The sequence below is a fragment of the Streptomyces sp. NBC_01294 genome, assembly GCF_035917235.1.
GTDB classification, from domain to species: domain Bacteria; phylum Actinomycetota; class Actinomycetes; order Streptomycetales; family Streptomycetaceae; genus Streptomyces; species Streptomyces caledonius.
Map to the genome: position 1 here is coordinate 2,527,565 of NZ_CP108423.1, position 25,989 is coordinate 2,553,553.

18 protein-coding genes are annotated in these 25,989 nt (G+C 71.8%); 8 read left to right on the forward strand and 10 right to left on the reverse strand.

Annotated features, from left to right (window positions below):
* The first annotated feature begins 40 nt into the window (after nt 1-40).
* A complete protein-coding gene (locus tag OG534_RS11115) occupies nt 41-580 on the forward strand; it encodes a WcaF family extracellular polysaccharide biosynthesis acetyltransferase (RefSeq protein ID WP_326587919.1) in 540 nt (179 codons plus the stop codon).
* The gene (locus tag OG534_RS11120) at nt 577-1,692 is read left to right on the forward strand and encodes a glycosyltransferase (protein WP_326587920.1); all 1,116 of its coding nucleotides are present in this window, start codon (nt 577-579) and stop codon (nt 1,690-1,692) included. The genes OG534_RS11115 and OG534_RS11120 overlap by 4 nt, the downstream gene beginning before the upstream one ends.
* A 119-nt stretch (nt 1,693-1,811) precedes the next feature.
* Here OG534_RS11120 and OG534_RS11125 read toward each other — a convergent pair whose 3' ends face one another.
* From OG534_RS11125 to gmd, 4 genes are all read right to left on the reverse strand, one after another.
* A complete protein-coding gene (locus OG534_RS11125) occupies nt 1,812-2,027 on the reverse strand; it encodes a DUF6458 family protein (RefSeq protein WP_326587921.1) in 216 nt (71 codons plus the stop codon).
* 118 nt (nt 2,028-2,145) lie between these two features.
* Nucleotides 2,146-2,820 carry a hypothetical protein gene (locus tag OG534_RS11130; RefSeq protein ID WP_326587922.1) on the reverse strand — a complete coding sequence of 225 codons (675 nt, stop codon included), beginning with the start codon at nt 2,818-2,820 and terminating at the stop codon, nt 2,146-2,148.
* A gap of 96 nt (nt 2,821-2,916) precedes the next feature.
* Nucleotides 2,917-5,700, reverse strand: coding sequence for a DNRLRE domain-containing protein (locus OG534_RS11135; RefSeq protein ID WP_326587923.1), 2,784 nt, complete (start codon nt 5,698-5,700; stop codon nt 2,917-2,919).
* 247 nt (nt 5,701-5,947) lie between these two features.
* Nucleotides 5,948-6,961: a GDP-mannose 4,6-dehydratase gene (gene gmd, locus OG534_RS11140; protein WP_326587924.1), complete on the reverse strand. Its 1,014-nt coding sequence runs from the start codon at nt 6,959-6,961 to the stop codon at nt 5,948-5,950.
* 284 nt (nt 6,962-7,245) lie between these two features.
* On the opposite strand from gmd, the gene OG534_RS11145 reads away from it, so the two are divergent.
* Nucleotides 7,246-8,190, forward strand: coding sequence for a GDP-L-fucose synthase family protein (locus OG534_RS11145; RefSeq protein ID WP_326587925.1), 945 nt, complete (start codon nt 7,246-7,248; stop codon nt 8,188-8,190).
* A gap of 20 nt (nt 8,191-8,210) precedes the next feature.
* Here the strand turns inward: OG534_RS11145 and OG534_RS11150 are convergent, their stop codons facing one another.
* Complete coding sequence (locus OG534_RS11150) at nt 8,211-9,686, reverse strand: sugar transferase (protein ID WP_326587926.1); 1,476 nt, start codon at nt 9,684-9,686, stop codon at nt 8,211-8,213.
* Between the two features lie 382 nt (nt 9,687-10,068).
* Here OG534_RS11150 and OG534_RS11155 point away from each other — a divergent pair, with 382 nt between their 5' ends.
* Entirely contained in the window at nt 10,069-12,336 is a 2,268-nt protein-coding gene (locus OG534_RS11155; protein WP_326587927.1) for a M4 family metallopeptidase, read from the forward strand.
* A gap of 142 nt (nt 12,337-12,478) precedes the next feature.
* Here OG534_RS11155 and OG534_RS11160 read toward each other — a convergent pair whose 3' ends face one another.
* From OG534_RS11160 to OG534_RS11175, 4 genes are all read right to left on the reverse strand, one after another.
* On the reverse strand, nt 12,479-13,111 hold the full coding sequence (locus OG534_RS11160) for a hypothetical protein (RefSeq protein ID WP_326587928.1): 633 nt from the start codon (nt 13,109-13,111) through the stop codon (nt 12,479-12,481).
* 309 nt (nt 13,112-13,420) lie between these two features.
* Nucleotides 13,421-16,057 carry an alpha-glucan family phosphorylase gene (gene glgP / locus OG534_RS11165; RefSeq protein WP_326587929.1) on the reverse strand — a complete coding sequence of 879 codons (2,637 nt, stop codon included), beginning with the start codon at nt 16,055-16,057 and terminating at the stop codon, nt 13,421-13,423.
* Between the two features lie 76 nt (nt 16,058-16,133).
* Nucleotides 16,134-16,664 (reverse strand): hypothetical protein, encoded by a 531-nt coding sequence (locus tag OG534_RS11170; RefSeq protein ID WP_326587930.1) that lies wholly within the window; start codon nt 16,662-16,664, stop codon nt 16,134-16,136.
* Complete coding sequence (locus tag OG534_RS11175; protein ID WP_326587931.1) at nt 16,651-17,520, reverse strand: hypothetical protein; 870 nt, start codon at nt 17,518-17,520, stop codon at nt 16,651-16,653. Before OG534_RS11175 ends, OG534_RS11170 begins: the two co-directional genes overlap by 14 nt.
* A 517-nt stretch (nt 17,521-18,037) precedes the next feature.
* Between OG534_RS11175 and OG534_RS11180 the strand changes: the two genes are divergently transcribed.
* From OG534_RS11180 to glgB, 4 genes are all read left to right on the forward strand, one after another.
* A complete protein-coding gene (locus OG534_RS11180; RefSeq protein ID WP_326587932.1) occupies nt 18,038-20,032 on the forward strand; it encodes an alpha-1,4-glucan--maltose-1-phosphate maltosyltransferase in 1,995 nt (664 codons plus the stop codon).
* Entirely contained in the window at nt 20,029-21,747 is a 1,719-nt protein-coding gene (treS, locus tag OG534_RS11185; protein WP_326587933.1) for a maltose alpha-D-glucosyltransferase, read from the forward strand. Before OG534_RS11180 ends, treS begins: the two co-directional genes overlap by 4 nt.
* 155 nt (nt 21,748-21,902) lie before the next feature.
* Nucleotides 21,903-23,360 (forward strand): maltokinase N-terminal cap-like domain-containing protein, encoded by a 1,458-nt coding sequence (locus OG534_RS11190; protein ID WP_326587934.1) that lies wholly within the window; start codon nt 21,903-21,905, stop codon nt 23,358-23,360.
* Nucleotides 23,357-25,645 (forward strand): 1,4-alpha-glucan branching enzyme, encoded by a 2,289-nt coding sequence (gene glgB, locus OG534_RS11195; RefSeq protein WP_326587935.1) that lies wholly within the window; start codon nt 23,357-23,359, stop codon nt 25,643-25,645. Before OG534_RS11190 ends, glgB begins: the two co-directional genes overlap by 4 nt.
* On the opposite strand, the gene trxA is transcribed toward glgB, so the two are convergent.
* Nucleotides 25,635-25,985: a thioredoxin gene (gene trxA, locus OG534_RS11200; RefSeq protein ID WP_326587936.1), complete on the reverse strand. Its 351-nt coding sequence runs from the start codon at nt 25,983-25,985 to the stop codon at nt 25,635-25,637. The genes glgB and trxA overlap by 11 nt on opposite strands.
* Nucleotides 25,986-25,989: the final 4 nt, after the last annotated feature.

Here is a 25,989-nt window from a genome sequence, read left to right on the forward strand (position 1 = left end):
CCCCAGACGGAGTCTGGGGGTGGATGATCGGGGTTTTCTGTTGCGGGACCTTCCTGCCTTCACGCTGTCCGGATACGACAAGGGGCGCGGGCTGCTGACGCAGGCGCTCTGGTTCGCCGTGATGAACACGCTGTTCATGAGCTGGTTCTGTCCGGCCCGGCTGCGGGTGTCGCTGCTGCGCGCCTTCGGGGCGCAGATCGGCGAGGGCGTGCTGATACGGCACCGGGTGCGCGTGCTGTGGCCGTGGAAGCTTGACGTCGGGGACCACACCTGGATCGGCGAGGGCGCCTGGCTGCTGAACCTGGAGCCGGTCACGATCGGTTCGCACGTCTGCCTCTCGCAGGAGGCCCTGCTGTGCACCGGCTCGCACGACCACCGGGCCGCCGACTTCCGCTACCGCAACGCGCCGATCACGATCGAGGACGGCGCGTGGGTGGCCGTGCGGGCGACCGTGCTGGCCGGGGTCACCGTGGGACGCTGCGCGGTCGCCGGTGCGGGCTCGGTGGTGCACAAGGACCTGCCGGAGCTGACCCTGCAGACCCAGGACGGGCGCCGTCGCCCGGTGGAGGAGCCGAAGTGAGAGTCCTGCACGCCGTCACCCTGCACTCCCCCTCGCACGCCTTCGGCGGGCCGGTCCGGGTCGCGCTGAACCTGGCCAAGGGGCTGCGGGCCCGGGGCCACGAGGCGCGGCTGCTCGCGCTGGGCGAGGGCTTCGAGGTGTGGCCCACGTCCGTGGAGGGCGTACCGGCGAAGCTGTTCCCGGCCCGTCGCCTGCTCCCCCTCGGCTTCAGCGGGATGACCTCGCCGGCGCTGCTGGCCTCGGCCGGCCGCCTGGTGCGGGACGCCGACTTCGTGCACGTGCACCTGGCGCGCGACCTGGTGACCCTGCCGGTGGCCCTGGCGGCGCTGCGGGCGGGCAAGCCTCTGGTGCTGCAGACCCACGGGATGGTCGACCCGAGCGAGAAGCTGCTGGCCAAGGTGCTGGACGCGGTGGCGGTACGGCGGCTGCTGCGCGGCGCGGACGCGGTGCTGTACCTGACCCCGCACGAGCGGGAGGGCCTGGACGCGGTGGTCGGCGGGCCGTTGGCGAACGCGGTCCGCCTGGTCAACGGCACCCCGGCGCAGGAGGAACGGCCGCAGCCCGTCGGCCCGCCGCGGATCCTGTACTCGGCGCGCCTGCAGGCCCGCAAGCGGCCGGTGGACTTCGTGGACGCGGCCCCGGAGGTCCTCGCGGCGCACCCGGAGGCGCACTTCGTGGTCGCGGGCCCGGACGAGGGCGAGCTGGGGGCCGTACGCGCCCGGATCGGGGCCCTGGGCCTGACGGACCGGTTCTCGGTCCCGGGGGCGCTGTCCAGCACGGAGGTGCTGGCGGAGCTGCGCCGGGCCCACGTCTACGTCCTGCCGTCCGTGGACGAGCCGTTCCCGATGTCCGTGCTGGAGGCGCTCTCGGTCGGCGTCCCCTCGGTGGTGACCCACTCCAACGGCCTGGCCCGCGACATCGCGAGGGCCGGGGCGGGTCTCGCGGTCGACCCCGGCCCGGCGGGCGTCGCCGCGGCGGTGCTGGACCTGCTGGACCCGGCGGCCAACCACGCCGCCTCGCTGTCGGCCCGCAAGCTGGCCGCGGACGCCTTCTCGATGGACGCGGTCCTGGACACCCTGCTCCCGGTGTACGAGGGCGCGCTGCGCGGCTGAGGCCGGACCGGACGTCGCGCGGCCGTCGTGCGGCGCCCCTCCGGGGTCATCCGGCCACACGCGCCGTCATGCGGCGCCTTCCCGGCGTCGTCCGGCGCCCGTCCGGCGTCCGTCCGGCGTCAGATGACGTCCCGGCGGTGTTCCTCCACCACCGGTATCGCACCCGTGGAGCGGCGCCGCTTGAGGATGCTGGTGTAGACGGCGAGGCCGATCCCTCCGACCGCCATCATGATCAGACCGACGAGATCGAGGTTGACGCTCTCCATCTCCCAGTCGCTCGCGAAGGTGAGGACGGCGCCCACCACGATCAGGACGATGCATCCACCGATGCCCATGAGTTGGCCTTCCGCTGTCGTGGCTGTGACCGCGCGGGTACCCGGGTCCGGAACACGAAAACGCCCCCGAGGGCCGGCAGTCCGGTCCTCGGGGGCGTTTTGCGCCGCTACGGCAGGGTTACGCGGGGATCCAGGCGTAGCAGCCCGACGAGTTGAACTCCGCCGTGCCCGCCGGGATGGTCGCCGTGATCTTGTCGCCCGCCTTGGGCGGGGTCTCGGGGCCCGAGGCGAGGATCGAGCCGTCCTTGCCCTTGGCCTCCCAGGTGCAGTTCAGGGCCTGGGTCAGCGCCCGGTAGCTGCCGGCCGCCGGCGCCTTCCGGTTGCCCTCGGGGAAGCCCTTCTCCGCCGCGGCGAGGATCGGCTTCTGCTCCGGGCACAGGTGCGTGATCGCGTCCTTGGCGCCCGCGATCTCGCCGGTGATGACGGCGCCGGTCGCCGCGTCCTTGTCGCGCTTGGCGGTGCGCTCCACCCGCTGACAGGCGTCCTGGCCGGTCTGCAGGACGGCCGCCGGGTCCATCTTCTCCGGGACCCGCCCGCTCAGGTACTTCTTCTCCTGCGCCGTGAAGCTGCCCGTCTTCGGCGTGAGCTTCGCGTCGGGCAGGACCGGCCCGCTCGGCTTCGCGTCGGCGGCGGGCGCCGACGGGGGCGGGGTGTCCGCGGGGTCGGGGACCGCCGACGAGGCCGGGGGCTTCGCCTTCGCCCCGGAGTCGGACTTGTCCCCGCCCGAACTGCAGGCGGTCAGCGTCAGGGCGGCGGTCAGCAGGACAGCAGCCGCTGCGGAGCGTCGGTACATCGGGTTGCTCCCGTACTCAAGGGGGTGTGACAAGCGTGCGGGGCCCGGCCACGTAGAGCCGGGCCCCGCACGCCATCAGGCGGTTGCTTCGTGTGGCTAGTTGGCGCCGAAGGTGAGAACCAGCTGCGGAGTGCCCTCCGCCGCCGTGGCCTCCGAGGACCAGATCCACAGCGGGTCGCTGCCCGAGCTCGTCAGGCCCATGCTGTAGCTGATGCCCAGCACCGTGGTGAGGGCGGCGGTGTCCAGCTCGACGCTGTGGATCGCCGAGCCGTCCGGCACGCCCGCGATGCTGCCGAGCGGGGCGGTGCCGAGGGCGGGCTTGGTGTTGAAGGTGGTGCTCGCACCGGTCCAGTTGCCGGTGACCGGGACCACGGACACGGTGTCGGCGGTGCCGGCACCCGCCTGCGTGCTGGTCTTGAACTGCAGCGAGGCGGACTTCAGGACCTGGCCGGCCGGGGCGGCCGGCAGGTCGAAGCGCAGGTACGACTGGTACAGCGAGCCGCTGCCGCGCACGGCGAGCGAGGTGGCCGTGCCGTAGGCGGTGCTCGGGGCGCCCTGGTTGATGTAGGTGTCCTCGGTCGTCTTGACCGAGGAGACCGTGTCGGTGGGGGCCTTGGCCAGGTCGAAGTGGTTCTTGACCTGGGCCTGGGTGAGCGCCGTCGGGTACACGGCCGTCTCGTCGATCTGACCGGCGAAGAAGTTGCTCGTCGGACGGGTCGGCCAGCTGGCGAGGTTGTCGCCACCGACGTGCCAGTAGCCCGCGAAGGCCTGGTTGCTGGCGGCGTTCAGCGTGCCCTTGTTCTGGCCGTCGACGTACAGCGTGATGCCGCCGGGGCCCTGGGTGCCGACCACGTGGTGCCACTTGTTGTCGTTGTACGTCTCGAACAGGCCCGTGGAGACGGTCCTGGTCGAGCCGTTGTAGACGCCGAAGACCAGCCGACCGGTGTTGGTCATGTAGATGTGCCGGTCGTACGTGCCGCTGTTGCGCGTGGTGTTGTTGCCGAAGCCGATCAGCTTGCCGCCGCGCGTGGTGTTCGTCTTGAACCAGGTCTCGACGGTGAAGGTGTTGCCGACCGTCTGGCGGCGGTCACCGTGCACCTGCTGGCTGGTCCCGTTGAAGCCCATCGCCGTGCTGGTGCCGGAGACGGCGCCGGGGGTCTGGCGCAGGGCCGGGGCGTTGACCTGGATGCCGCTGGTGTTGCCACCGTTGGAGGAGTCGGCGACGTACGGGCTGACCGTGTCGTCGTAGCGCCAGTACAGCTGGGCGCCGTCCGCGCGGACCTGGTTCGGGTAGGACTGGACCGAGCTCGGGACCGTCACCGAGGAGACCGCCGACAGGGCGCTGGTGTTGCCCGCCGCGTCGGTCGCGGTCACCCGGTAGGTGTAGGTCTGGCCGGCCTTGACCGTGGTGTCGTTCCAGGAGGCCTGCGGGCGCTCCCACTCCAGCGAGCTCGCGGTGACCGTGGCGGCCGGCGTCGCCGAGCCGTTGCGGTAGATGCGGTACGTCAGCTTGCTGTCGTCCGCGTCGTAGCTGGTGCGCCAGCGGACCTGGACCTCGCCGGGCTTGACGCTCGCGGCGCTGGCCACCGGGGTGGTCGGGGCGCCGACGTCGCCGGTGGAGGCGAAGCGGGTCAGACCCTGCTGGGCCTTGCCGTTGATGAGGGTGAACTCACCGCCGACCCACATGTACTTGACGTCGTTCTTCTCGGCCACGGCCATGACGCGCGGGCCGATGCCCTCGCCGAGGCCGTCGTTGGCCGTGGGGTGCCAGCCGAGCTTGCCCGGGCCGCGCACGAAGCCGTCCACGGGCGCGGGGGCGGCGCCTTCGTGGTTGGTCGGCTGGGCCAGCAGGAAGTTCCGCTTGCCGTCGGGGAACTCGAGCTCGGTGGAGCAGTCGTGCGCGTGCGAGGAGCTGTAGAGCACGCCCTCGTACGGCAGGACGAACTGGGTCGCGCCGAGGCAGCGGTCGCGCCACTTCTCGCTGAAGTCGCTCAGGCGCAGGCCGATGCGGCCGTCGAAGACGCCGCCGCCCGAGCCCTCGTTGCCCGTGTAGAAGCCGCCGTTCTCGTCGGTCGAGATGTCCTTGACGACCGAGTTCGACGGGATGTTGGTGTAGGTCTTGGCGACCGCGCCCGTGGTGGCGTTGACCACGGCCAGGGCGTGGCTGTTGGAGCCGTTGACCGTGAAGAAGTCGCCGCCCAGCAGCACGTTCTTGCCGTCGGGGGTGACCTCGATCGCGCGGCCCGGCTCGTCGGCGTTGGCGACGAAGGGCTTGAGCGCACCGGAGGAGGCGTCCACGGCGGCGAACCGCTCGCGGGTCTGGCCCTCGACTGCGTAGAAGTCGCCGGCCGCGTACAGGGTGTCGTCGGTGACGGCGAGCGCCCGCACGGTGGCGGGGAAGCTCGGGTGGAACGATGCCTTGGGGGTGCAGGTCGCGATGTCGATCGCCGCGACGCTGGAGACCGGGGTGCCGTTGACGGCACCGAAGGAGCCGCCCGCGTAGAGGGTCTTGTTGTCCTTCGAGACGACCAGCGCACGCACGGTCGCGGTGCCCTCGCCGATGGTGAAGGCGAGCTTGCACGAGGTGGGGTTACCCGTCGCCGCGTCGAGCGCGACGAAGTTCACGGCTTCCTGTTCCGCGCCCGCGGTGCCCTCGGGCGGGCGGACGGCCGAGAAGGTACCGCCGGCGAAGACGGTGCCGTTCGTCTGGGCCATGGCCCAGACGATGCCGTCCGGCTGCCAGGTCGGCAGCTCGTCGGCGGTGAATGCCACTGGCGGCGTGATGGCCGACGCCTGAGGCATCAGCACGAAGCCTATGCCGGTGCCGGCACCGGCCAGTGACAGAACGAGGGCGGCAGTCAGCCCTCTGGATCTACGCATGAGCCCCCCAGGGCAATCGCCCGGTTTGATGGCTGGAACTATCCGAACAGCCATATGTACTGGCGCAGACTAGGGCTCACGCGAGGGCCCGGTCACCTCACTTGACCCATTGCATACCAACTTGGAATCAACAGGGTTCAGCATGGAGGGTGCACTACGGACATACGGCAGGTTTACCCCGGCCACACCATCGCAGAGCTGCGGAGTATGGCCGGAACACAGCAAACCGTAGGGGAAATATAAGGCCTCAGCGGTCGATGCGGACCGTCACGCCCGCCAGTTGGTCCTCGACCTGACGGATGTCGGCGTCGACCATGATCTGCGCCAGCTCCGCCACCAGGACCGACGGCTTCCAGCCAAGCAGGTCGTGGGCCTTCGAAGCGTCGCCGATGAGGGCGTCGACCTCGCTGGGGCGCTCGTACTTCGGGTCGTAGCGCACGTGCTCGGTCCAGTCGAGACCGGCGTGCGTGAAGGAGGACTCGACGAACTCGCGGACGGTCGCGGCCACGCCGGTGGCGACGACGTAGTCGGTGGGCTCGTCCTGCTGGAGCATCCGCCACATGGCGTCCACGTACTCGGGGGCGTAGCCCCAGTCGCGCACCGCGTCGAGGTTGCCGAGGTAGAGGTGGTCCTGGAGGCCGGCCTTGATGCGGGCGACCGCGCGGGTGATCTTGCGGGTCACGAAGGTCTCGCCGCGGCGCGGGGACTCGTGGTTGAAGAGGATCCCGTTGACGGCGAACATGTCGTACGCCTCGCGGTAGTTCACCGTGGTCCAGTACGCGAAGACCTTCGCGGCGCCGTACGGGCTGCGCGGGTGGAACGGGGTGCCCTCGTTCTGCGGGGGCGGGGTGGCGCCGAACATCTCGGAGGACGAGGCCTGGTAGATGCGGGTGTCGACACCGCTGGCCCGGATCGCCTCCAGCAGCCGCAGCGCGCCGAGGCCGGTCACGTCGCCCGTGTAGAGGGGGGCGTCGAAGGAGACGCGGACGTGGGACTGGGCGCCGAGGTTGTAGACCTCGTCGGGGCGTATGTCGCGGAGCAGGTTCACCAGCGCGACGCCGTCGGAGAGGTCGGCGTGGTGCAGCACGAAGGACCGGTTGGCCGTGTGCGGGTCCTGGTAGATGTGGTCGACCCGCTCCGTGTTGAAGCTGGACGACCGCCGCACCAGCCCGTGCACCGTGTATCCCTTGGAGAGAAGCAGTTCGGCGAGGTACGAGCCGTCCTGTCCGGTGACGCCGGTGATCAGTGCGGTCTTGCCCATACGGTCCCCCTGGGGATGGTTTCGGTCAGTTGTGATGAGCGGGGCGCCCCACCCGATCGAGGTCCCGGCAGGCAGACGGCCCGGCGCACCGGCCGGAACCGGGGACTGGATGGGTACCGTACACGCCCGGTCCCACCGCCTTTGCGGCGGATTCCTCCACAGGCCCCGCACACGACACGCACAGCCCCTCCACCCGCGCCCGCGCGGGAGCCCGGCAGCGGGTCCGGGCTCGCGGGCCCGGACCACTGCGACCCCCGCGGGAGCGGACTGGCATCATCGGCGGTATGACAAGTTCGCTGCCGCTCCTGCCCCCGAACGCCCGCGTCTTCGTCGCGGGCCACCGCGGCCTCGTGGGGTCCGCGGTCGCCCGGCGGCTGACCGCCGACGGCCACGAGGTGCTCACCCGGGGCCGTGCCGACCTCGACCTGCGCGACGCCGCCGCGACGGGCGCGTACCTCAAGGACGTCCGCCCGGACGCCGTCGTGCTGGCCGCCGCCAAGGTCGGCGGGATCATGGCCAACAGCACCTACCCGGTGCAGTTCCTCGAGGAGAACCTGCAGATCCAGCTCAGCGTGATCGGCGGCGCCCACGCCGCCGGCGTGGGCCGGCTGCTGTTCCTCGGGTCGTCCTGCATCTACCCGAAGCTGGCCCCGCAGCCCATCCGCGAGGACGCGCTGCTGACCGGCCCGCTGGAGCCGACCAACGAGGCCTACGCCCTCGCGAAGATCGCCGGCATCGTCCAGGTCCAGTCGTACCGCAAGCAGTACGGGGCCTCGTACATCTCGGCCATGCCGACGAACCTCTACGGCCCGGGCGACAACTTCGACCTGGAGTCCTCGCACGTCCTGCCCGCGCTCATCCGGCGCTTCCACGAGGCCGCCGCCGAGGGCCGCGACGAGGTCACCCTGTGGGGCTCGGGCACACCGCGCCGGGAGTTCCTGCACGTGGACGACCTGGCCGCCGCCTGCGCCGTGCTGCTGTCCGACTACGACGGCGACGAGCCCGTCAACATCGGCTGCGGCGAGGACCTGACGATCAGGGAGCTGGCGGAGACGGTCGCCGAGGTGACCGGCTTCCGGGGCCGCCTGGCCTGGGACACCTCCAAGCCGGACGGGACCCCGCGCAAGCTGCTGGACGTCGGCCGCCTGACCTCGCTCGGCTGGAAGCCCGGCATCCCGCTGCGGGACGGCATCGCCTCCACGTACAAGTGGTGGCGCGAGCAGAGCTGATCGCACAGGCGGCCTCGGCCTCAGTACGCTCCGCGACCGTCGACGACGGCGCGGAGCGTGCGGCCCATGACGTCGACGTCACTGGTGAAGGACCAGTTGTCGACGTACTGCAGGTCAAGCTGAATCGTTTCATCCCAGGACAGGTCGGACCTTCCGCTGATCTGCCACAGCCCCGTCATCCCGGGCCGCACGGTGAGCCGGCGCAGCTCGACCTCGTCGTACTGCGCCACCTCCTCCGGCAGCGGCGGACGCGGGCCGACCAGCGACATGTCGCCGGTCAGTACGTTGACCAGCTGCGGCAGTTCGTCCAGCGAGGTGCGGCGCAGGAGCCGGCCCACCCGGGTCACCCGGGGGTCGCGGCGCATCTTGAACATCAGGCCGTCGTTCTCGTTGGCCCCGGACAGCTCGGCCTTGAGGGCCTCGGCGTCCACGACCATGGTGCGGAACTTCCACATGACGAACGGGACGCCGTCGCGGCCGATGCGCTGCTGGCGGTAGAAGGCCGGGCCGCGCGAGCCGAAGCGGATGGCCAGGACGATCCCGAGGAAGAGCGGGGAGAGCACCAGCAGTCCGGCCGCGGCTCCCGCCCGGTCCAGGGCCGACTTGAGCACGGTCTGCACGCCGCGGCTGACCGGCGGCGCGACCCGCAGCACGGCGAGTCCGCCGGCGGACAGGGTCTCCAGCCGCTTGACGGAGACCTCCACCAGGCCGGGGAAGACGGCGAGTTCCAGTCCGGCGTCGTGCAGCGCCCAGGCGACCCGGCGCAGCCGCTCCCCCGTGATCCGCACGCCGGGGGCGACGAGCACCAGGTCGGCATGGTGGCTGCGGACGGCGCCGAGCACCGCCGCGGCGTCGCCGCCCGCGGCTTCGGGGGCCGCCGCGTCGAGCCGGGCCGCCACGGGCACCCCGCTGACGACCGACCCGCCGCCGACCGGGACCACGCCGACGACCACGTACGGGTGGTCGGTACGGGCGGCAAGGTGCGCGATGACGTCCTCGGCCGCGTCGGGCTCGCCTATGACGAGCACCCGGCTGACGGCCTGGGCCTCGCGGCGGGCGGCCGAGAGGTGGCGGTAGGTCAGTTTGTGGCAGGCGACGGTGATGAGCAGAGCGGGCAGCAGGGCCCCCAGAGCGGCCAGCCGCGGGGTGGCCTCCTCGGTGACCACGCGGGCCACGGCGAGCACGCCGATGAGAATCAGCCAGTCGTGGACGACCGGTAGCACACCGCGGGACTCACCGAGCACCCGGGGCGAGTATCGCCGGCGCAGCGCCTGCACCCCGGTCCACGCCACGGCGGCGGCCAGGGCGCAGTAGAGGGGCCGGACCTGCTGCGCCGCGTCGAAGACGAGCCCTACGGGAAGGGCCGCGCCGAAGAAGTCGGCGGCGACTGCGGCCGGGCGGTACCAGCGGGCCTTGTCCCCGAGGCGTCGCGCGGGCACGACCGACTCCTGGGCCGCTCTGGCCACTCTTTGCGCAGGAAAATGGACATGCCTCATGGGCCCCCCTGGCACGTGGTCTATGACAGTGGCGGGTGTCCATGGCTTCCCCTGGCAACGAACATCTGCCGCACCGGGAAACAGTACGACAAACACCCGTACGGTAAATGCCGTTTGGGTCAACGCAGCCTCTTGTTGCCCAAGTGTTAGCAACCGGTATCAGCCGTTCCGAATGCCGGACGCCTTCTCAGGCATACGAAGGTGAATGGTTCGGATACCGGATACGTATCTTCGGACAACGAACCGTTTCCGGCCAACCTTTTGACGCGACCCTGACATCTCCCTCTGCAAGTGGCACTCTTCGACCGTTCATCGCACCAGCCCTGTTCTGCCCGGAGGCCCACCCAGCCATCCGGAACCCCCCTTGCAGAAGGAGTCTGCGTTGAGGTCCACCCCCCAGAGGCGTGCCACCGCGGCCGGCGCTCTCGTTGCCGCGGCAGCCCTGCTCGCCGTAGGCATACAGACCGGCACCGCCACCGCCGACGCCACCGCGTCACAGGCACCCAAGGCCGTCCAGTCCAACCCGGGCGCGGCCAATCGCGTACTCAGCGCTTCGGAGCGTGCGACGCTCCTCGCCGAGGCCAACTCGACCACCGCGCAGGCCGCCAAGGCCCTCGGCCTCGGCAGTGGCGAGAAGCTCGTCGTCCGCGACGTGGTCAAGGACGCGGACGGCACCACGCACACCACCTACGAGCGCACCTACGACGGACTCCCGGTGCTCGGCGGTGACCTCACCGTCCACGCCAAGGACGGCGTCACCAAGAGCGTGACCAAGGCGACCCAGCACGAGATCAAGGTCGCGGACACCAACGCCACCGTCACCCCTGCGGCCGCCGAGAGCCAGGCCGTCTCGGCCGCCGGCGCCGAGGGCTCCAAGGAGGCCAAGGCCTCCAAGGGCGCCCGCAAGGTGATCTGGGCGGCCGAAGGCGCTCCGGTCCTCGCGTTCGAGACCGTCGTCGGCGGACTCCAGCACGACGGCACGCCGAACGAGCTGCACGTGGTGACCAACGCCAAGACCGGCGCCAAGATCACCGAGTGGCAGGCCGTCGAGACCGGCACCGGCAACACGATGTACAGCGGCCAGGTGACGCTCGGGACCTCGCAGTCGGGCAGCAACTTCACCCTGACCGACGCGGCCCGCGGCGCCCACAAGACGTACAACCTGAACCGCGGCACGTCCGGCACCGGCACGCTCTTCTCCGGCCCGGACGACATCTGGGGCAACAACCTGCCGTCCAACCTGGAGACGGCCGGCGCCGACGCGCACTACGGCGCCGCGGTCACGTGGGACTACTACAAGAACGTGCACGGCCGCAACGGCCTGCGCAACGACGGCGTGGCCCCGTACAGCCGGGTCCACTACGGCAACAACTACGTGAACGCGTTCTGGCAGGACTCCTGCTTCTGCATGACGTACGGCGACGGTGACGGCAACGCCAAGCCGCTCACCTCCACCGACGTGGCCGCGCACGAGATGACCCACGGCCTCACCTCGGTCACCGGCAACATGACCTACTCGGGTGAGCCCGGCGGTCTGAACGAGGCGACCTCCGACATCTTCGCGGCGGCCGTCGAGTTCTACGCCAACAACCCGCAGGACGTCGGCGACTACCTGGTCGGCGAGAAGATCGACATCCGCGGCAACGGCACCCCGCTGCGCTACATGGACAAGCCCAGCAAGGACGGCTCGTCCAAGGACGCCTGGTACTCGGGCATCGGCTCCATCGACGTCCACTACTCCTCGGGTCCGGCCAACCACTGGTACTACCTGGCCTCCGAGGGCTCGGGCGCCAAGGTCGTCAACGGCGTGAGCTACGACTCGCCGACCTCCGACGGCCTGCCGGTCACCGCGATCGGCCGCGACGCCGCCTCGAAGATCTGGTTCCGCGCGCTGACCACCGGTCTGTTCAAGTCGAACACCAACTACGCGGCTGCGCGTACGGCCACCCTGCAGGCCGCCGCCGACCTGTACGGTGCCGGCTCGGTGACCTACAACAACGCGGCCAACGCCTGGGCGGGCATCAACGTCGGCCCGCGCATCGTGAACGGCGTCTCGGTCACCAGCCCGGGCAACCAGAACACCGTCACGGGCAGCGCCGTCAGCCTCCAGATCCAGGCCAGCAGCACCAACCCCGGTGCGCTGACCTACTCGGCGACCGGCCTGCCGGCCGGGCTGTCGATCAACGCCTCGACCGGTCTGATCTCCGGTACGGCCTCCACCGCGGGCACGTCCAACGTGACCGTGACGGTGCGGGACGCACAGAACCAGACGGGCACCGCGTCGTTCACCTGGACGGTCGGCACCACGCAGCAGACCGTCTTCGAGAACACCAACGACTACGCGATCGCGGACAACGCGACCGTCGAGTCCCCGGTCACCGTGAACCGCACGGGCAACGCCTCGAGCGCCCTCAAGGTGGACGTGAACATCCAGCACACCTACGTCGGTGACCTCAGGGTCGACCTGGTCGCCCCCGACGGCACCGTCTACAACCTGCGCAACCGCACCGGCGGCAGCGCGGACAACATCGTCCAGTCCTTCACCGTGAACGCCTCCTCCGAGGTCGCGGCGGGCGTCTGGAAGCTCCGTGTCGCGGACCTCGCGAGCCTCGACACCGGCAAGATCGACAGCTGGAAGCTCACCTTCTGACCCCAACCGGGGCAGCGTGAGCGACAGCTGAACAGATAGATCACGGGGCCGCCCGGGAGGAAACCTCCCCGGGCGGCCCTGTTCCATGGGCTCCGCCCGGCGGGACGGGCCGGGGCCGGTCCCGCGTCAGGAGACGGCCGGGTCAGCCGATGGCGCGGAAGACGAGGGAGAGGAAGTCCTCCTCTTCCACCGCCTCTTCGGCGTCCGCGTCCTCACGGCCCTGCCAGTCACCGCGGCCCTGGTCCGAGTCGGCCTGGTCGTCGCCGGTCTGGTCGTCGCCGGTCTGGTCACCGCGGCCCTGGTCCCAGTCGCCCTGGTCGTCGCCGGTCTGGTCGTCACCGCCCTGGTCACCGCGGCCCTGGTCACCGCCGCTGTCCCAGTCGCCGCGGCCGTCGTTGCCGCCGTCGCCGCCGTCGCCGCCGGTCCGATTGAAGCGGACCGAGACGACCTCCAGGCCGTCGGCCCGCTCGCCCGGCTTCAGCACCTTCTCCGCCGCACCGGTGCAGCTGCGGTTGTCGAAGAGCAGCGCCCGCGACCTCGTCGCGTTGCGCACCTCCACGGCGGGCTCGTCCCGGGAGGTGCCCGTCAGCAGGTAGCAGGTGTCGCTGTCCGAGGGCCTGATCCGGCCGCTGCGCTCGGAGCCGGACTCGTCGAGGTACTCGTAGTACAGCGAGCCGAGGGCGCGATCGCCGGTGTCGGCCAGCGACGGCCCGGCGGTGGGCAGGACGAGCGCGAGAGCGCCGGCCAGCACGGCGGCGGTGGTGCGAAGACGCATGGGGGGAGTCCGTTCCTAGGGTTCCGCGGATGCCGGTCCAGTGGCATCCGCGGGCAGCGTAGGAGCGGAGGGGGTGGCTGAAACGTTTCGGCATGCGCAGCGCGTTCGAAGGTTCACCCGTGAGGTCCCCGCCGGGACCACCCGGACGGGAGACCGGCCCGGGCCCGGACGGAGCCCGGACGGAGCCCGGACGGAGCCCGGACGGAGCCCGGACGGAGCCCGGACCCGGGCCCCACGGGAGCCCGGCCCGGGGAGGACGGGCGGCCGGTGGACCTGCCGCCCGTCCCCTGAACCGGTGGCTCCGCGCGCCTACCGGAGCAGTACCCCGCCCCCGGAGTCCGTCTCCACCGGGGCCGCGACCAGCCCCAGTTCGGCATGGGTCGCCAGCAGCGGGTGCGCCGGCAGGATGCGCACCGTGTAGCCGAAGGGCCCCGTGCGGTCGAGGGCGAGCGGGCCCTCGTACACCCAGCGCCCCTCCAGGTCGGGACCCGCGGCCGGCTTGAGCGGGAAGGTCCGCCCGTCCCGGATCACGTCCTGCGGGTCCACCCGGCCGGCGAAGGCCTGGACCTCCACGTCCTCGGGCCCGAGGGCGTCCAGCGCCACCTGCACCCGCAGCGTGAGGGTGGCGCCCAGCTCCGCGGTGCCGTTCACGGGAGCCGCGGCCAGCGTCTCCACGTGCTCGACGGAGACCCGCGGCCAGGCCGCCCGGACCCGCCCCTTCCACCAGGCGAGGTCACGCGCCGCCCCGACGTCGAGGGCCCGGTGGGCGAGCGCGGCCGGCGTGTAGAGCCGCTCCACGTACTCCCGCACCATCCGTCCCGCGAGAACCTTCGGCCCCAGCGAGACGAGCGTGCGCCGGACCATCTCGATCCACCGCACCGGAAGCCCGGTGCGCCCGGCCCGGTCGTAGAACCGGGGCGCGACCCGGCCCTCGAGCAGCTCGTAGAGGGCATTGGCCTCCAGGTCGTCCCGCCGGTCCTCGTCCGCGCCGAGGCCGTCAGCGGTCGGGATGGCCCAGCCGAAGTCCGGCTCGAACCACTCGTCCCACCACCCGTCCAGCACGGACAGGTTGAGACAGCCGTTCAGCGCGGCCTTCATCCCACTCGTCCCGCACGCCTCCAGCGGCCGCAGCGGGTTGTTCAGCCAGACGTCGCAGCCCGGGTAGAGCTTCTGCGCCATGGCCATGCCGTAGTCGGGCAGGAAGACGATCCGGTGCCGCACCCGCGGGTCGTCCGCGAACCGCACCAGTTCCTGCACGAGCCGCTTCCCGCCGTCGTCGGCCGGATGCGCCTTGCCCGCCACGACGATCTGCACCGGCCGGTCCGGGTCCAGCAGCAGCCTGCGCAGCCGGTCCGGGTCGCGCAGCATCAGCGTCAGCCGCTTGTACGAGGGCACGCGCCGGGCGAAGCCGATGGTCAGCACGTCGGGGTCGAGGACGGAGTCCACCCAGCCCAGTTCGGCGTCGGCGGCCCCGCGCTGGCGCCACGAGGCCCGCAGCCGGTCGCGTACCTCCTGGACGAGCTGCTCCCGGAGCACCCGCCGCAGATCCCACACGTCCTGGTCCGGGATCTCGGCGACCGCGTCCCAGCGCTGGGAGCCGCCGACCGACAGGGCGTCCTCGGTGCGGCCCGCGCCGATCTGGCGGGCGCCGAGCCGGACCACCTCGGGGGCCACCCAGGTCGGGGCGTGCACCCCGTTGGTCACGGAGGTGATGGGCACGTCGGCCGGGTCGAAGCCGGGCCACAGACCGGCGAACATCTCCCGGCTGACCTCGCCGTGCAGGGTGGACACCCCGTTGGCCCGCTGGGCCAGGCGCAGGCCCATCACCGCCATGTTGAACACCCCGGGGTCGCCCCCGGGGAAGCTCTCGGCGCCCAGTTCCAGGATCCGGTCGACCGGTACGCCGGCCAGTTCCCCGCCCTCCCCGAAGTGCCGGGCGACCAGGGCCCGCTCGAAGCGGTCGATCCCGGCGGGGACGGGGGTGTGCGTGGTGAACACGGTCCCGGCGCGCACCGCCTCGACGGCGGCGTCGAAGCCGAGCCCCTGCTCCCTCTCCAGTTCCCTTATGCGCTCCAGCCCCAGGAAGCCGGCGTGGCCCTCGTTGGTGTGGAAGACCTCGGGGGCGGGGTGGCCGGTGAGTCCGCAGTAGAGCCGGACGGCGCGGACGCCGCCGATGCCGAGGAGCATCTCCTGGAGCAGCCGGTGGTCGCTGCCGCCGCCGTAGAGGCGGTCGGTCACCTCGCGGGCCGCGGCGTCGTTGTCCTCGACGTCGGAGTCCAGGAGCAGCAGCGGCACCCGGCCGACGCGGGCCTGCCAGATGTGCGCGTGCAGGGCGCGGCCGCCGGGCAGGGTCAGGCTGACGCGGGCGGGGGACCCGTCCTCCTCGCGGAGCAGGGAGAGCGGGAGTTCGTTGGGGTCGAGCACCGGGTAGTGCTCCTGCTGCCAGCCGTCGCGGGACAGCGACTGCCGGAAGTAGCCGTGCCGGTAGAGGAGTCCCACGCCGATGAGCGGGACGCCGAGGTCGCTGGCGGCCTTCAGGTGGTCCCCGGCGAGGATGCCGAGGCCGCCGGAGTACTGCGGCAGGGCGGCGGTGATGCCGAATTCGGGGGAGAAATAGGCGATGGCGGCGGGCAGTTCCGCGCCGTTCTCCTGGCTCTGGTACCACCTCCCGCCGTTCGCATAGTCATCGAGGTCGGCGGCGACGACGGCGAGCCGCCGCAGGAACCGGCGGTCTTCCGCCAGTTCGGCGAGCCGGGCGGCGGAGACGGCGCCGAGCAGGCGGACGGGATCGCCGCCGGCGGCCTGCCAGCCCTCGGGGTCGACGGATTGGAAGAGTTCACGGGTCTCGGCATGCCACGACCAGCGCAGATTGCGCGCGAGGTCGGTGAGCGGCAGCAGGGTCTCCGGGAGGACGGGGCGCACGGTGAATCGACGGATAGCCTTCACGTGTTCCACCTTCGCAGGGGATTACGGATCGGAGCGGCCGCACCACGCTGTGCACCCGCGCATCACCCCGGGAAGGCTAGCGAGGCCCGTGGGTTCCGGCCATGGCGCCTCGGGCGGGGCGGCGTTCCAAGGCGCCCGCGGCGACGGACCCGTCGTCGAGGTCCGCCACGGAGCGGATGTAGGGGCGCACGCCCTCGTACCGCCCGCAGAGGGTCACGTATCCCGTGGGCGCCGGTCCGTCGCATCCGGCGAGGGTCAGCGACACGTAGGCGGTGGCCGCCCCCGCCGGGCGGCCCGCGAGCGCGGCCCGGGCGTAGGCGATGCACCGCCGCAGCACCGCCGCCTCCCGTACGGGGCCGGCCGCCGGAAGGTCGAGGTCGTCCATGCTCCGCCCGTTGACGGTGCTCTCCTCGTGCACGAGGTCCTGGTACGGCCCGCCGGGCGTCCGTGCGAACGCCGCGAGCACGTACGCCCCGCTCCCCCGCCGGACCCAGCCGCCGCGCAGCGCCTCCCGCATCGGCTCCGGGATCTCGGTCTCCCGGATCCCCGCGGTATCCACGCGGGCCAACAGCCGCCTCATCGCCGGGCTGGTCTCATCGAACGGCATCGGGTGCCTGCACCTCCAACAGGCGGTCCAGGCAGGGCCGCAGCGCCTCCGGCAGGGCGCCGCGGTCCAGGGTGCGCAGCAGGGCGTACGCGGGCGGCGCCAGGAAGGCGTACAGGCCGAGCAGCGCCTTCAGCTGGGACTCCAGCGCGTCGTGGTCCGTCTCCCGTACGGCGGCCCGCGCCAGCGCACCGCACAGGTAGCGGCCGACCTCCGGCGCCCAGGCGTCCGGCCGGTCCGCGATGCCCTCGGCGGCGCGCCGGCGCGCCCGGGGGTCGGCCGAGCGCAGCCCCGGTACGTGCTCCCGGGCCCCGGGTTCGGCGTCCAGGCAGTCCCACTCGGCCAGCTCCCGCGCGCCGTGTCCGGACAGCAGCACCCGCCCCGAGCAGCCGGGATCCAGCCGGTCCACGGCCTTGCCGTAGAACTCGATCCGCTGCAGCACCACCCACGCCCCGTCCCGGGTGCGCAGCGGGAGGCCGGTGTGCGGGATGCCGCGCACGCACCGCACGACCACCCGTGTCCCGTCGCCGACGGGCTCCGCCGGTCCGGCGATCTGCAGCCGCGCGGCCCGCGCGAGGAGCGCGGCCACCACCGGGGAGTCGGTGCGCAGGCCGGCGAGCCGCTGCAGCGCGAGGTCGTCCAGGGCCGGTTCGACGGCGGGCAGCGCGTCGAGTTCCGCCGCGAGGGCGGCCGGGTCGTCCTCCCGGCCGGCGGCGTCGGCCAGCGCGGAGGCCAGGTACCGCTCCTGGTCCGGTTCCCATGCCACGGCCGCCGCCTGCCGCGCGGCCGCCTGCCGCAGCCGGGGGTCTTCGGCGCGCAGGTGTGCGCCGATCCGTTCGTGCAGTGCCTCCGAGTCCATGGGGCATTGTCCCTCGTACGGATGAAGCGGAAGACCGCCCACCGGACCGCGCACCGGACCCCCGGAACACCGGTCGCTCCCGCCCCTCGGGAGGACGGGCCACCATCTCCCGAAGGGGCCTCCCCGACGGTCCGGGAGGGGCCCGCGGGGCCGGTGGGACAGGTGGTGTGCGCCCCTACGTCACCTAGTTCCGGCCGACTTGACGGAGCCCCGCCGGATGTCGACCCGGGGCTTGGTATTGCCCGTGCGACTACGTACGAGTAGTTAACCGAGTGCGCGGATTGGGCGGGGTGAGAGTGGGAAGGGCTCCCCGGGTACACGTCGTACACGCACGAGGCGCCCGCCCACAAACCCTCTCCCCGCCACCCGAGTGAACGCGGACAGGAGCGGCCATGCCCGCAGCCCAGCCGTCCCGTGAGCGGCTAGAAACAGAGCGAACAGAGCGTGCACTACCAGTCGTGACTCCGACTGGCCTGTTGTCACCGAGCCCTGCGAACTGCCCCCAGGTGATCCCATCATGATCGGTCGCATTCCCGTGCTGGACGTCCGCCCCGCCGTCGACTGCGGCGCCAGACCCGCAAAGGCGGTCGTCGACGAGGTCTTCGAGATCTCCGCCACCGTGTTCCGCGAAGGACACGACGCCGTCGCCGCGCACATCGTGCTGCGCGATCCGAGCGGGCGGCTGCGGCCACCCGTACCGCTGTGCGAACTCGCCCCCGGCACCGACCGGTGGGGGGCCCGGATCTCCGCCGAGGTAGAGGGGAGGTGGACGTACACGGTCGAGGCGTGGAGCGACCCGGTGGCCACCTGGCGCGCCCATGCCGCGATCAAGATCCCCGCGGGGATCGACACCGGGCTCATGCTGCTGGAGGGCGCGGAGCTCTACGAGCGGGCCGGGGCCCGGATCCCGAAGCGCGACGGCCGGGAGGCCGTGCTGGCCGCCGCCGAGGTCATGCGGGACGAGGACCGGCCGGCCGCCGAACGGTACGCGGCCGCCCTCGCCCCCGCCGTGGACGCGGCGCTCGCCCGGCGCCCGTACCGGGAGCTGGTGACCGCCTCCAAGGCGCTGCCCCTGCTCGTCGAGCGCAAGCGGGCGCTCTTCGGCTCCTGGTACGAGCTGTTCCCGCGCTCCGAGGGAGCGGTGCTGGAGCCGGGCGAGGCTCCTGTCAGCGGGACCTTCCGGACCGCCGCGGAGCGGCTGCCGGCGATCGCCGCGATGGGCTTCGACGTGGTCTACCTGCCGCCGATCCACCCGATCGGGAGCACGTACCGCAAGGGTCCGAACAACACCCTGTCCGCGGGGAGTTGGGATCCGGGGGTGCCGTGGGCCATCGGCTCCACCGAGGGCGGCCACGATGCCGTCCACCCCGAACTGGGCACCATCGAGGACTTCGACGCGTTCGTCGCGCGCGCCCGCGAGCTGCGCTTGGAGATCGCGCTGGACTTCGCCCTCCAGTGCTCCCCGGACCACCCCTGGGTGGAGAAGCACCCGGAGTGGTTCCGCCACCGGGCCGACGGGACGATCGCGTACGCCGAGAACCCGCCGAAGAAGTACCAGGACATCTATCCGATCCACTTCGACACCGACATGGCCGGCATCGTCGAGGAGACGTGCCGGATCCTGCGGTACTGGATGGACCACGGCGTCCGGATCTTCCGCGTCGACAATCCGCACACCAAGCCGGTCGTCTTCTGGCAGAAGGTGATCGCGGACATCAACAAGTCCGACCCCGACGTGATCTTCCTGGCGGAGGCCTTCACCCGCCCCGCGATGATGCGCGCGCTCGCCGCCGTCGGCTTCCAGCAGTCGTACACGTACTTCACCTGGCGCAACACCAAGGCCGAGCTGACCGAGTACCTGACCGAGCTCTCGGCCACCCCGTCCGCGTCCGTGATGCGGCCGAACTTCTTCGTCAACACCCCGGACATCCTCCACGAGTACCTGCAGCAGGGCGGCCGTCCGGCCTTCGAGGTCCGGGCCGTCCTCGCCGCCACCCTCTCGCCCGCCTGGGGGATCTACTCCGGCTACGAGCTGTGCGAGAACACCCCGGTGCGGGAGGGCAGCGAGGAGTACCTGAACTCCGAGAAGTACGAGTTCCGGCCCCGCGACTGGGCCGCCGCCGACCGCGCGGGCACCACCATCGCCCCGCTGATCACCGCCCTGAACCGGCTGCGCCGCCGCAACCCCGCGCTCCAGCAGCTGCGCGACATCCACTTCCACTCGACCGACAACGAACAGGTGATCGCCTATTCGAAGCACGCGGGCGCCAACTCCGTACTGGTGGTCGTCAACCTCGATCCGCACCACACCCAGGAGGCGACGGTCTCGTTGGACATGCCGGTACTCGGCCTCGACTGGCACGGGTCCCTCGCGGTGCGCGACGAGCTCACCGGCGAGACCTATCACTGGGGCAGGGCGAACTACGTGCGCCTAGAGCCGGGCCGAACGCCCGCGCACGTACTGGCCGCTCTGCGACCGTCCCCGCCCACCGGAGGGTCACCCACCACATGATGATCAACGATCCCGTCCACGACACGTTCGAGGACACCCCCGCCAAGGACCGCGATCCCGACTGGTTCAAGCGGGCCGTCTTCTACGAGGTCCTCGTCCGCTCCTTCCACGACAGCAACGGCGACGGCGTCGGGGACCTGAAGGGGCTCACGGCCAAACTGGACTACCTCCAGTGGCTCGGCGTCGACTGCCTCTGGCTGCCGCCGTTCTTCGCCTCCCCCTTGCGCGACGGGGGCTATGACGTCTCCGACTACACCTCCGTGCTGCCCGAATTCGGCGACCTCGCCGACTTCGTGGAGTTCGTGGACGCCGCGCACACCCGCGGCATGCGGGTGATCATCGACTTCGTCATGAACCACACCAGCGACCAGCACGAGTGGTTCCAGCAGTCGCGCAAGGACCCGGACGGTCCGTACGGCGACTACTACATGTGGGCCGACAACGACAAGCAGTACCAGGACGCCCGCATCATCTTCGTCGACACCGAGACCTCGAACTGGACGTACGACCCGGTCCGCAAGCAGTACTACTGGCACCGGTTCTTCTCCCACCAGCCGGACCTCAACTACGAGAACCCGGCCGTGGTGGAGGAGATCGTCTCCGCGCTGCGCTTCTGGCTCGACCTCGGCATCGACGGCTTCCGCCTCGACGCCGTGCCCTACCTGTACGCGGAGGAGGGCACCAACTGCGAGAACCTGCCGCGCACGCACACCCTCCTCAAGCGGGTCCGGGCGGAGATCGACACGCACTACCCGGACACCGTGCTGCTCGCCGAGGCCAACCAGTGGCCCGAGGACGTCGTCGACTACTTCGGGGACTACGCGAAGGGCGGGGACGAGTGCCACATGGCGTTCCACTTCCCCGTCATGCCGCGCATCTTCATGGCGGTCCGAAGAGAGTCCCGCTACCCCGTCTCGGAAATCCTGGCCAAGACCCCGGCGATCCCGGACCGCTGCCAGTGGGGGATCTTCCTGCGCAACCACGACGAGCTCACCCTCGAAATGGTCACGGACGAAGAGCGCGACTACATGTACGCCGAGTACGCCAAGGACCCGCGGATGCGGGCCAACATCGGCATCCGGCGCCGGCTCGCCCCGCTCCTGGACAACGACCGCAACCAGATCGAGCTGTTCACCGCCCTGCTGCTGTCGCTGCCCGGCTCGCCGATCCTCTACTACGGCGACGAGATCGGCATGGGCGACAACATCTGGCTGGGCGACCGCGACGGCGTCCGCACCCCGATGCAGTGGACCCCGGACCGCAACGCCGGTTTCTCCTCCTGCGATCCGGGCAGGCTCAACCTGCCGGTCATCATGGACCCGGTCTACGGGTACCAGGTCACCAATGTCGAGGCGGCCATGGCGTCGCCCTCGTCGCTGCTGCACTGGACCCGCCGGCTGATCGAGATCCGCAAGGTGAACCCCGCCTTCGGACTCGGCTCGTACACCGAACTGCCGTCGTCGAACCCGGCGGTGCTCGCGTTCCTCCGCGAGTACGGAGACGACCTGGTGCTGTGCGTGCACAACTTCTCGCGCTTCGCGCAGCCCACGGAGCTGGATCTGCAGTCGTTCAACGGGCGGGTCCCGGTGGAGCTCACGGGTGACGTGCGCTTCCCGCCGATCGGTCAGTGGCCGTACCTGCTGACCCTGGCGGGACACGGCTTCTACTGGTTCCGGCTGCGGCCCGAACAGCGCGGCGAACAACGCGCCGAGTAGCGGGCCCAGTACGGGGCGGGCAGCTCGAATGGGTCAATCGCCCGCCCCTGTACGGATCATCCTGACCCGACACTCGCACATGCCGGATAAGCAACTGCCGCGCATCCGGGACACTCTGCGCATTCTGTGACGGCCCGGGGAAAGGACGCGACGCCATGTCGGAGGCTGCATCCGCCCGGAGCCGGCTGACGGCCGACCGGGCCGCCGGGATCGCCCCGCTGGAACCGATGCTGAGGGCCTGGCTGCCCGCACAGCGCTGGTTCGCGGGCAAGGGCCGCACCATCAGCAGGCTCAGGACCGTCTCGGCGGCCGAGCTGCTGCCGCCGGGCTCCACCCCGGGACTGCTGCACCTGCTCCTCGACGTCGACGGGGACTGCTACCAACTGCTTCTGGGCATCCGACCGTCCCTGCCGCCCGCGCTCGCGCCGACCCTGATCGGCCACGCCGAGGACGGCCCGTACGCCGGCCGGGCGGTCTACGAGGCGCTGGGCGATCCCCGGCTCGCGGCGATGCTGCTGGAGCGGCTGCGCTCCCCCGGCGTGCTCGGCCCGCTGCGCTTCGACCGGGATCCGGCCACGCCGATCCCGGCGGGACTCGCGCCGCGGCCACTGTCCGGGGAGCAGACGAACTCCTCGCTGATCTACGGAGATTCGTTCATCCTGAAGGTGTTCCGCCGGGTCGGACCCGGGGTCAACCCCGACCTGGAACTGCCCCGGGCCCTGGCCGCCGCCGGCTGCACCCGCGTCCCGGCGCCGGTCGCCTGGTACGAGGCGGAGCCGCCCGGGAGCGAACCGCTGACCCTGGGCGTGCTCCAGCCGTACCTGCGCGGCTCTGACGACGGCTGGCAGCTCGCGCTGCGCCGGCTCGGCGCCGGGGCCGACTTCACCGCCGAGGCGCACGCGCTCGGCCGGGCCACCGCCGAGGTGCACAGCGCGCTCGCCGCGGCGCTGCCCACGGTGGCGCTCGGCCCGGAGCAGACCGCCCGGCTGGCCGCCGGGATGACCGCGCGGCTGGCCGCCACCGCCCGGGAGGTGCCCGCGCTGCGGCCCTACGAGGCGGGGCTGCGGGGGGCCTTCGACGCCCTGGCGGCGTCCCGCGGGGCGGGGGTGCCCGCCCAGCGGATCCACGGGGACCTCCATCTGGGTCAGACCCTGCGCACCCTCGACGGCGGCTGGTCGTTGATCGACTTCGAGGGCGAGCCGGCCCGTCCGCTGGCCGACCGGCGCCGTCCCGAACCGGCGGTGCGCGACATCGCCGGGATACTGCGCTCCTTCGACTACGCCGCCCGCTCGCACCGGCCGTTCGCCCCCGCCTGGGCGGACGACTGCCGGGCCGCCTTCTGCGAGGGCTACGCCCGCACCACGGGCCGGGACCCGCGCGAGGACCCCGTGCTGCTGCGCGCGTACGAGACCGACAAGGCGGTGTACGAGGCCCGTTACGAGTCCCGGCACCGCCCCGACTGGCTGCACGTCCCGATGGCCGCGATCCGGCGGCTCTCGGAGCCCGCACGACCCGCCCACCGCATGCCGCCCACCCCGCCCGCCCCCGGCTCCATCGCACCGCACCCGCTCCCCCACCCCCACCCGAAGCCCCCGAGGAGGCCGCTCGCGTGAGCGCCGCACGACAGCCGTCACCGACCGTCCGCGACGAAGCCGCACCCGCCCCGGCGGCGGCGAAGAAGGCCCGCGCGCCGCGGGCCCGCCGCGCCGCCCCCGAGCGCGGGGTCCGCCCGGCCCCCGCGCTCGGCGGTGACGAACGGGCCCGGCTGCTGGAGGGCCGCCACCACGATCCGCACGCGGTCCTGGGCGCCCGTGCCCAGCGGGGCGGGGTGGCCTTCCGCGTGCTGCGCCCGTACGCCAAGGCGGTCACCATCGTCGCCAAGGGGCTGCGGGCCGAGCTCCACGACGACGGCGACGGGCTGTTCTCCGGGCTGCTGCCGCTGACCGGGGTGCCGGAGTACCGGCTGCTGGTGACGTACGACAGCGACGAGGTGGAGATCCACGACCCGTACCGGTTCCTGCCGGCGCTCGGCGAGCTGGACCTGCACCTGATCGGCGAGGGCCGCCACGAGCAGCTGTGGACGGCGCTCGGCGCCCAGCCGATGGAGCACCAGGGCGTGGCCGGCACCCGGTTCACGGTATGGGCGCCGAACGCCCAGGGGGTCCGGGTCACCGGGGACTTCTCGTACTGGGACTCCGTCGCCTACCCCATGCGCTCGCTCGGTGCGACGGGCGTGTGGGAGCTGTTCCTGCCCGGCGTGGCCGAGGGCACGCTGTACAAGTACGACATCACGCGCCCGGACGGCAGTCACACCCTGCGGGCCGACCCGATGGCACGGTCCGCGGAGGTCCCCCCGGCGAACGCGTCGGTGGTCACCTCCTCCCGGTACGAGTGGCAGGACGGGGGGTGGATGGCGGAGCGCGGCAGCCGGCCGCCGCACCAGGCGCCCTTCTCGGTGTACGAACTGCACCTGGCGTCGTGGCGGCCCGGGCTGTCCTACCGGCAGCTCGCCGAGCAGCTCCCCGCGTACGTCAGGGAGCTGGGCTTCACGCACGTGGAGATGATGCCGGTCGCCGAGCACCCCTTCGGCGGCTCCTGGGGCTACCAGGTCACCGGTTTCTACGCGCCGACCTCGCGGATGGGCACCCCGGACGACTTCCGCTTCCTGGTGGACTCGCTGCACCGGGCCGGGATCGGGGTGATCGTCGACTGGGTGCCCGCGCACTTCCCGCGCGACGAGTGGGCGCTCGCGGAGTTCGACGGACGGCCGCTGTACGAGCACCAGGACCCGCGCCGGGCCGCGCACCCGGACTGGGGGACGCTGGAGTTCGACTACGGCCGCAAGGAGGTCCGCAACTTCCTCGTCGCCAACGCCGTGTACTGGTGCGAGGAGTTCCACGTGGACGGGCTGCGCGTGGACGCGGTGGCCTCGATGCTCTACCTCGACTACTCGCGCGGCGAGGGCGAGTGGTCGCCCAACGAGCACGGCGGCCGGGAGAACCTGGACGCGGTGGCGTTCCTCCAGGAGATGAACGCGACCGTCTACCGGCGCTGCCCGGGTGTGGTGACCATCGCGGAGGAGTCCACGGCCTGGACGGGCGTGACCCGGCCGACGGACTCCGGCGGGCTCGGCTTCGGCCTGAAGTGGAACATGGGCTGGATGCACGACACCCTGCGCTACATGTCGAAGGAGCCGGTGCACCGCAAGTACCACCACCACGACATGACCTTCGGGATGATCTACGCCTTCAGCGAGAACTACGTGCTGCCGATCTCGCACGACGAGGTGGTGCACGGCAAGCGATCGCTGGTGTCGAAGATGCCCGGGGACGACTGGTGGCAGAAGCGGGCCGCGCACCGGGCGTACCTCGGCTTCATGTGGGCCCACCCGGGCAAGCAACTGCTGTTCATGGGGCAGGAGTTCGCCCAGGGGTCGGAGTGGTCGGAGACCTACGGGCCGGACTGGTGGCTGCTGGACTCCTCGTATCCGGCGGCCGGCGACCACCAGGGCGTGCGCACCCTCGTGCGCGACCTGAACCGTACCTACACGGCGGCGCCCGCCCTGTGGGAGCGGGACACCGTGCCGGAGGGCTTCGCCTGGGTGGAGGCGGACGCCGCCGAGGACAACGTCTTTGCCTTCCTGCGGTACGCGCAGGACGGCTCGCAGCTCCTGGCGGTGTCGAACTTCTCGCCCGTGGTCCGGCACGGCTACCGGGTCGGGGTGCCGGAGGAGGTGCCGCTGTGGCGGGAGGTGCTCAACACCGACCTGGAGGCCTACGGCGGCAGCGGCATCCACCACACGCAGCCGCTGCGGCCGGAGCCGGAGCCGGCGCAGGGCCGCCCGGCGAGCCTGCGCATGACCCTCCCGCCCCTGGCGACGGTCTGGTTCAGGCCTTAGGGGCGCCTGCGAGCTCCTCCTCCAGCTCCTGGAGGAGCCTGCGCTTGGCCCGGGCCCCGATCATCTGCTTCACGGGCTCGCCGTCGCGGAAGACGAGCAGGGTCGGCATGGACAGCACCCCGTACCGCGAGACGGAATCGGGGTTGCTGTCCGCGTCGATCTGCACGACCTTGAGCCGGTCGGCCTCCTCGGTGGCGATCGCGGACAGGACGGGCGCGATCTGGCGGCAGGGGCCGCACCAGTCCGCCGTGAACTCCACGAGGACGGGCCGCCCCCGCTCCCCGAGCACCTCGGCCTCGAAATCCGCGTCGGTCACCTGCGCCACACCGTCGGCCTTCATGTCC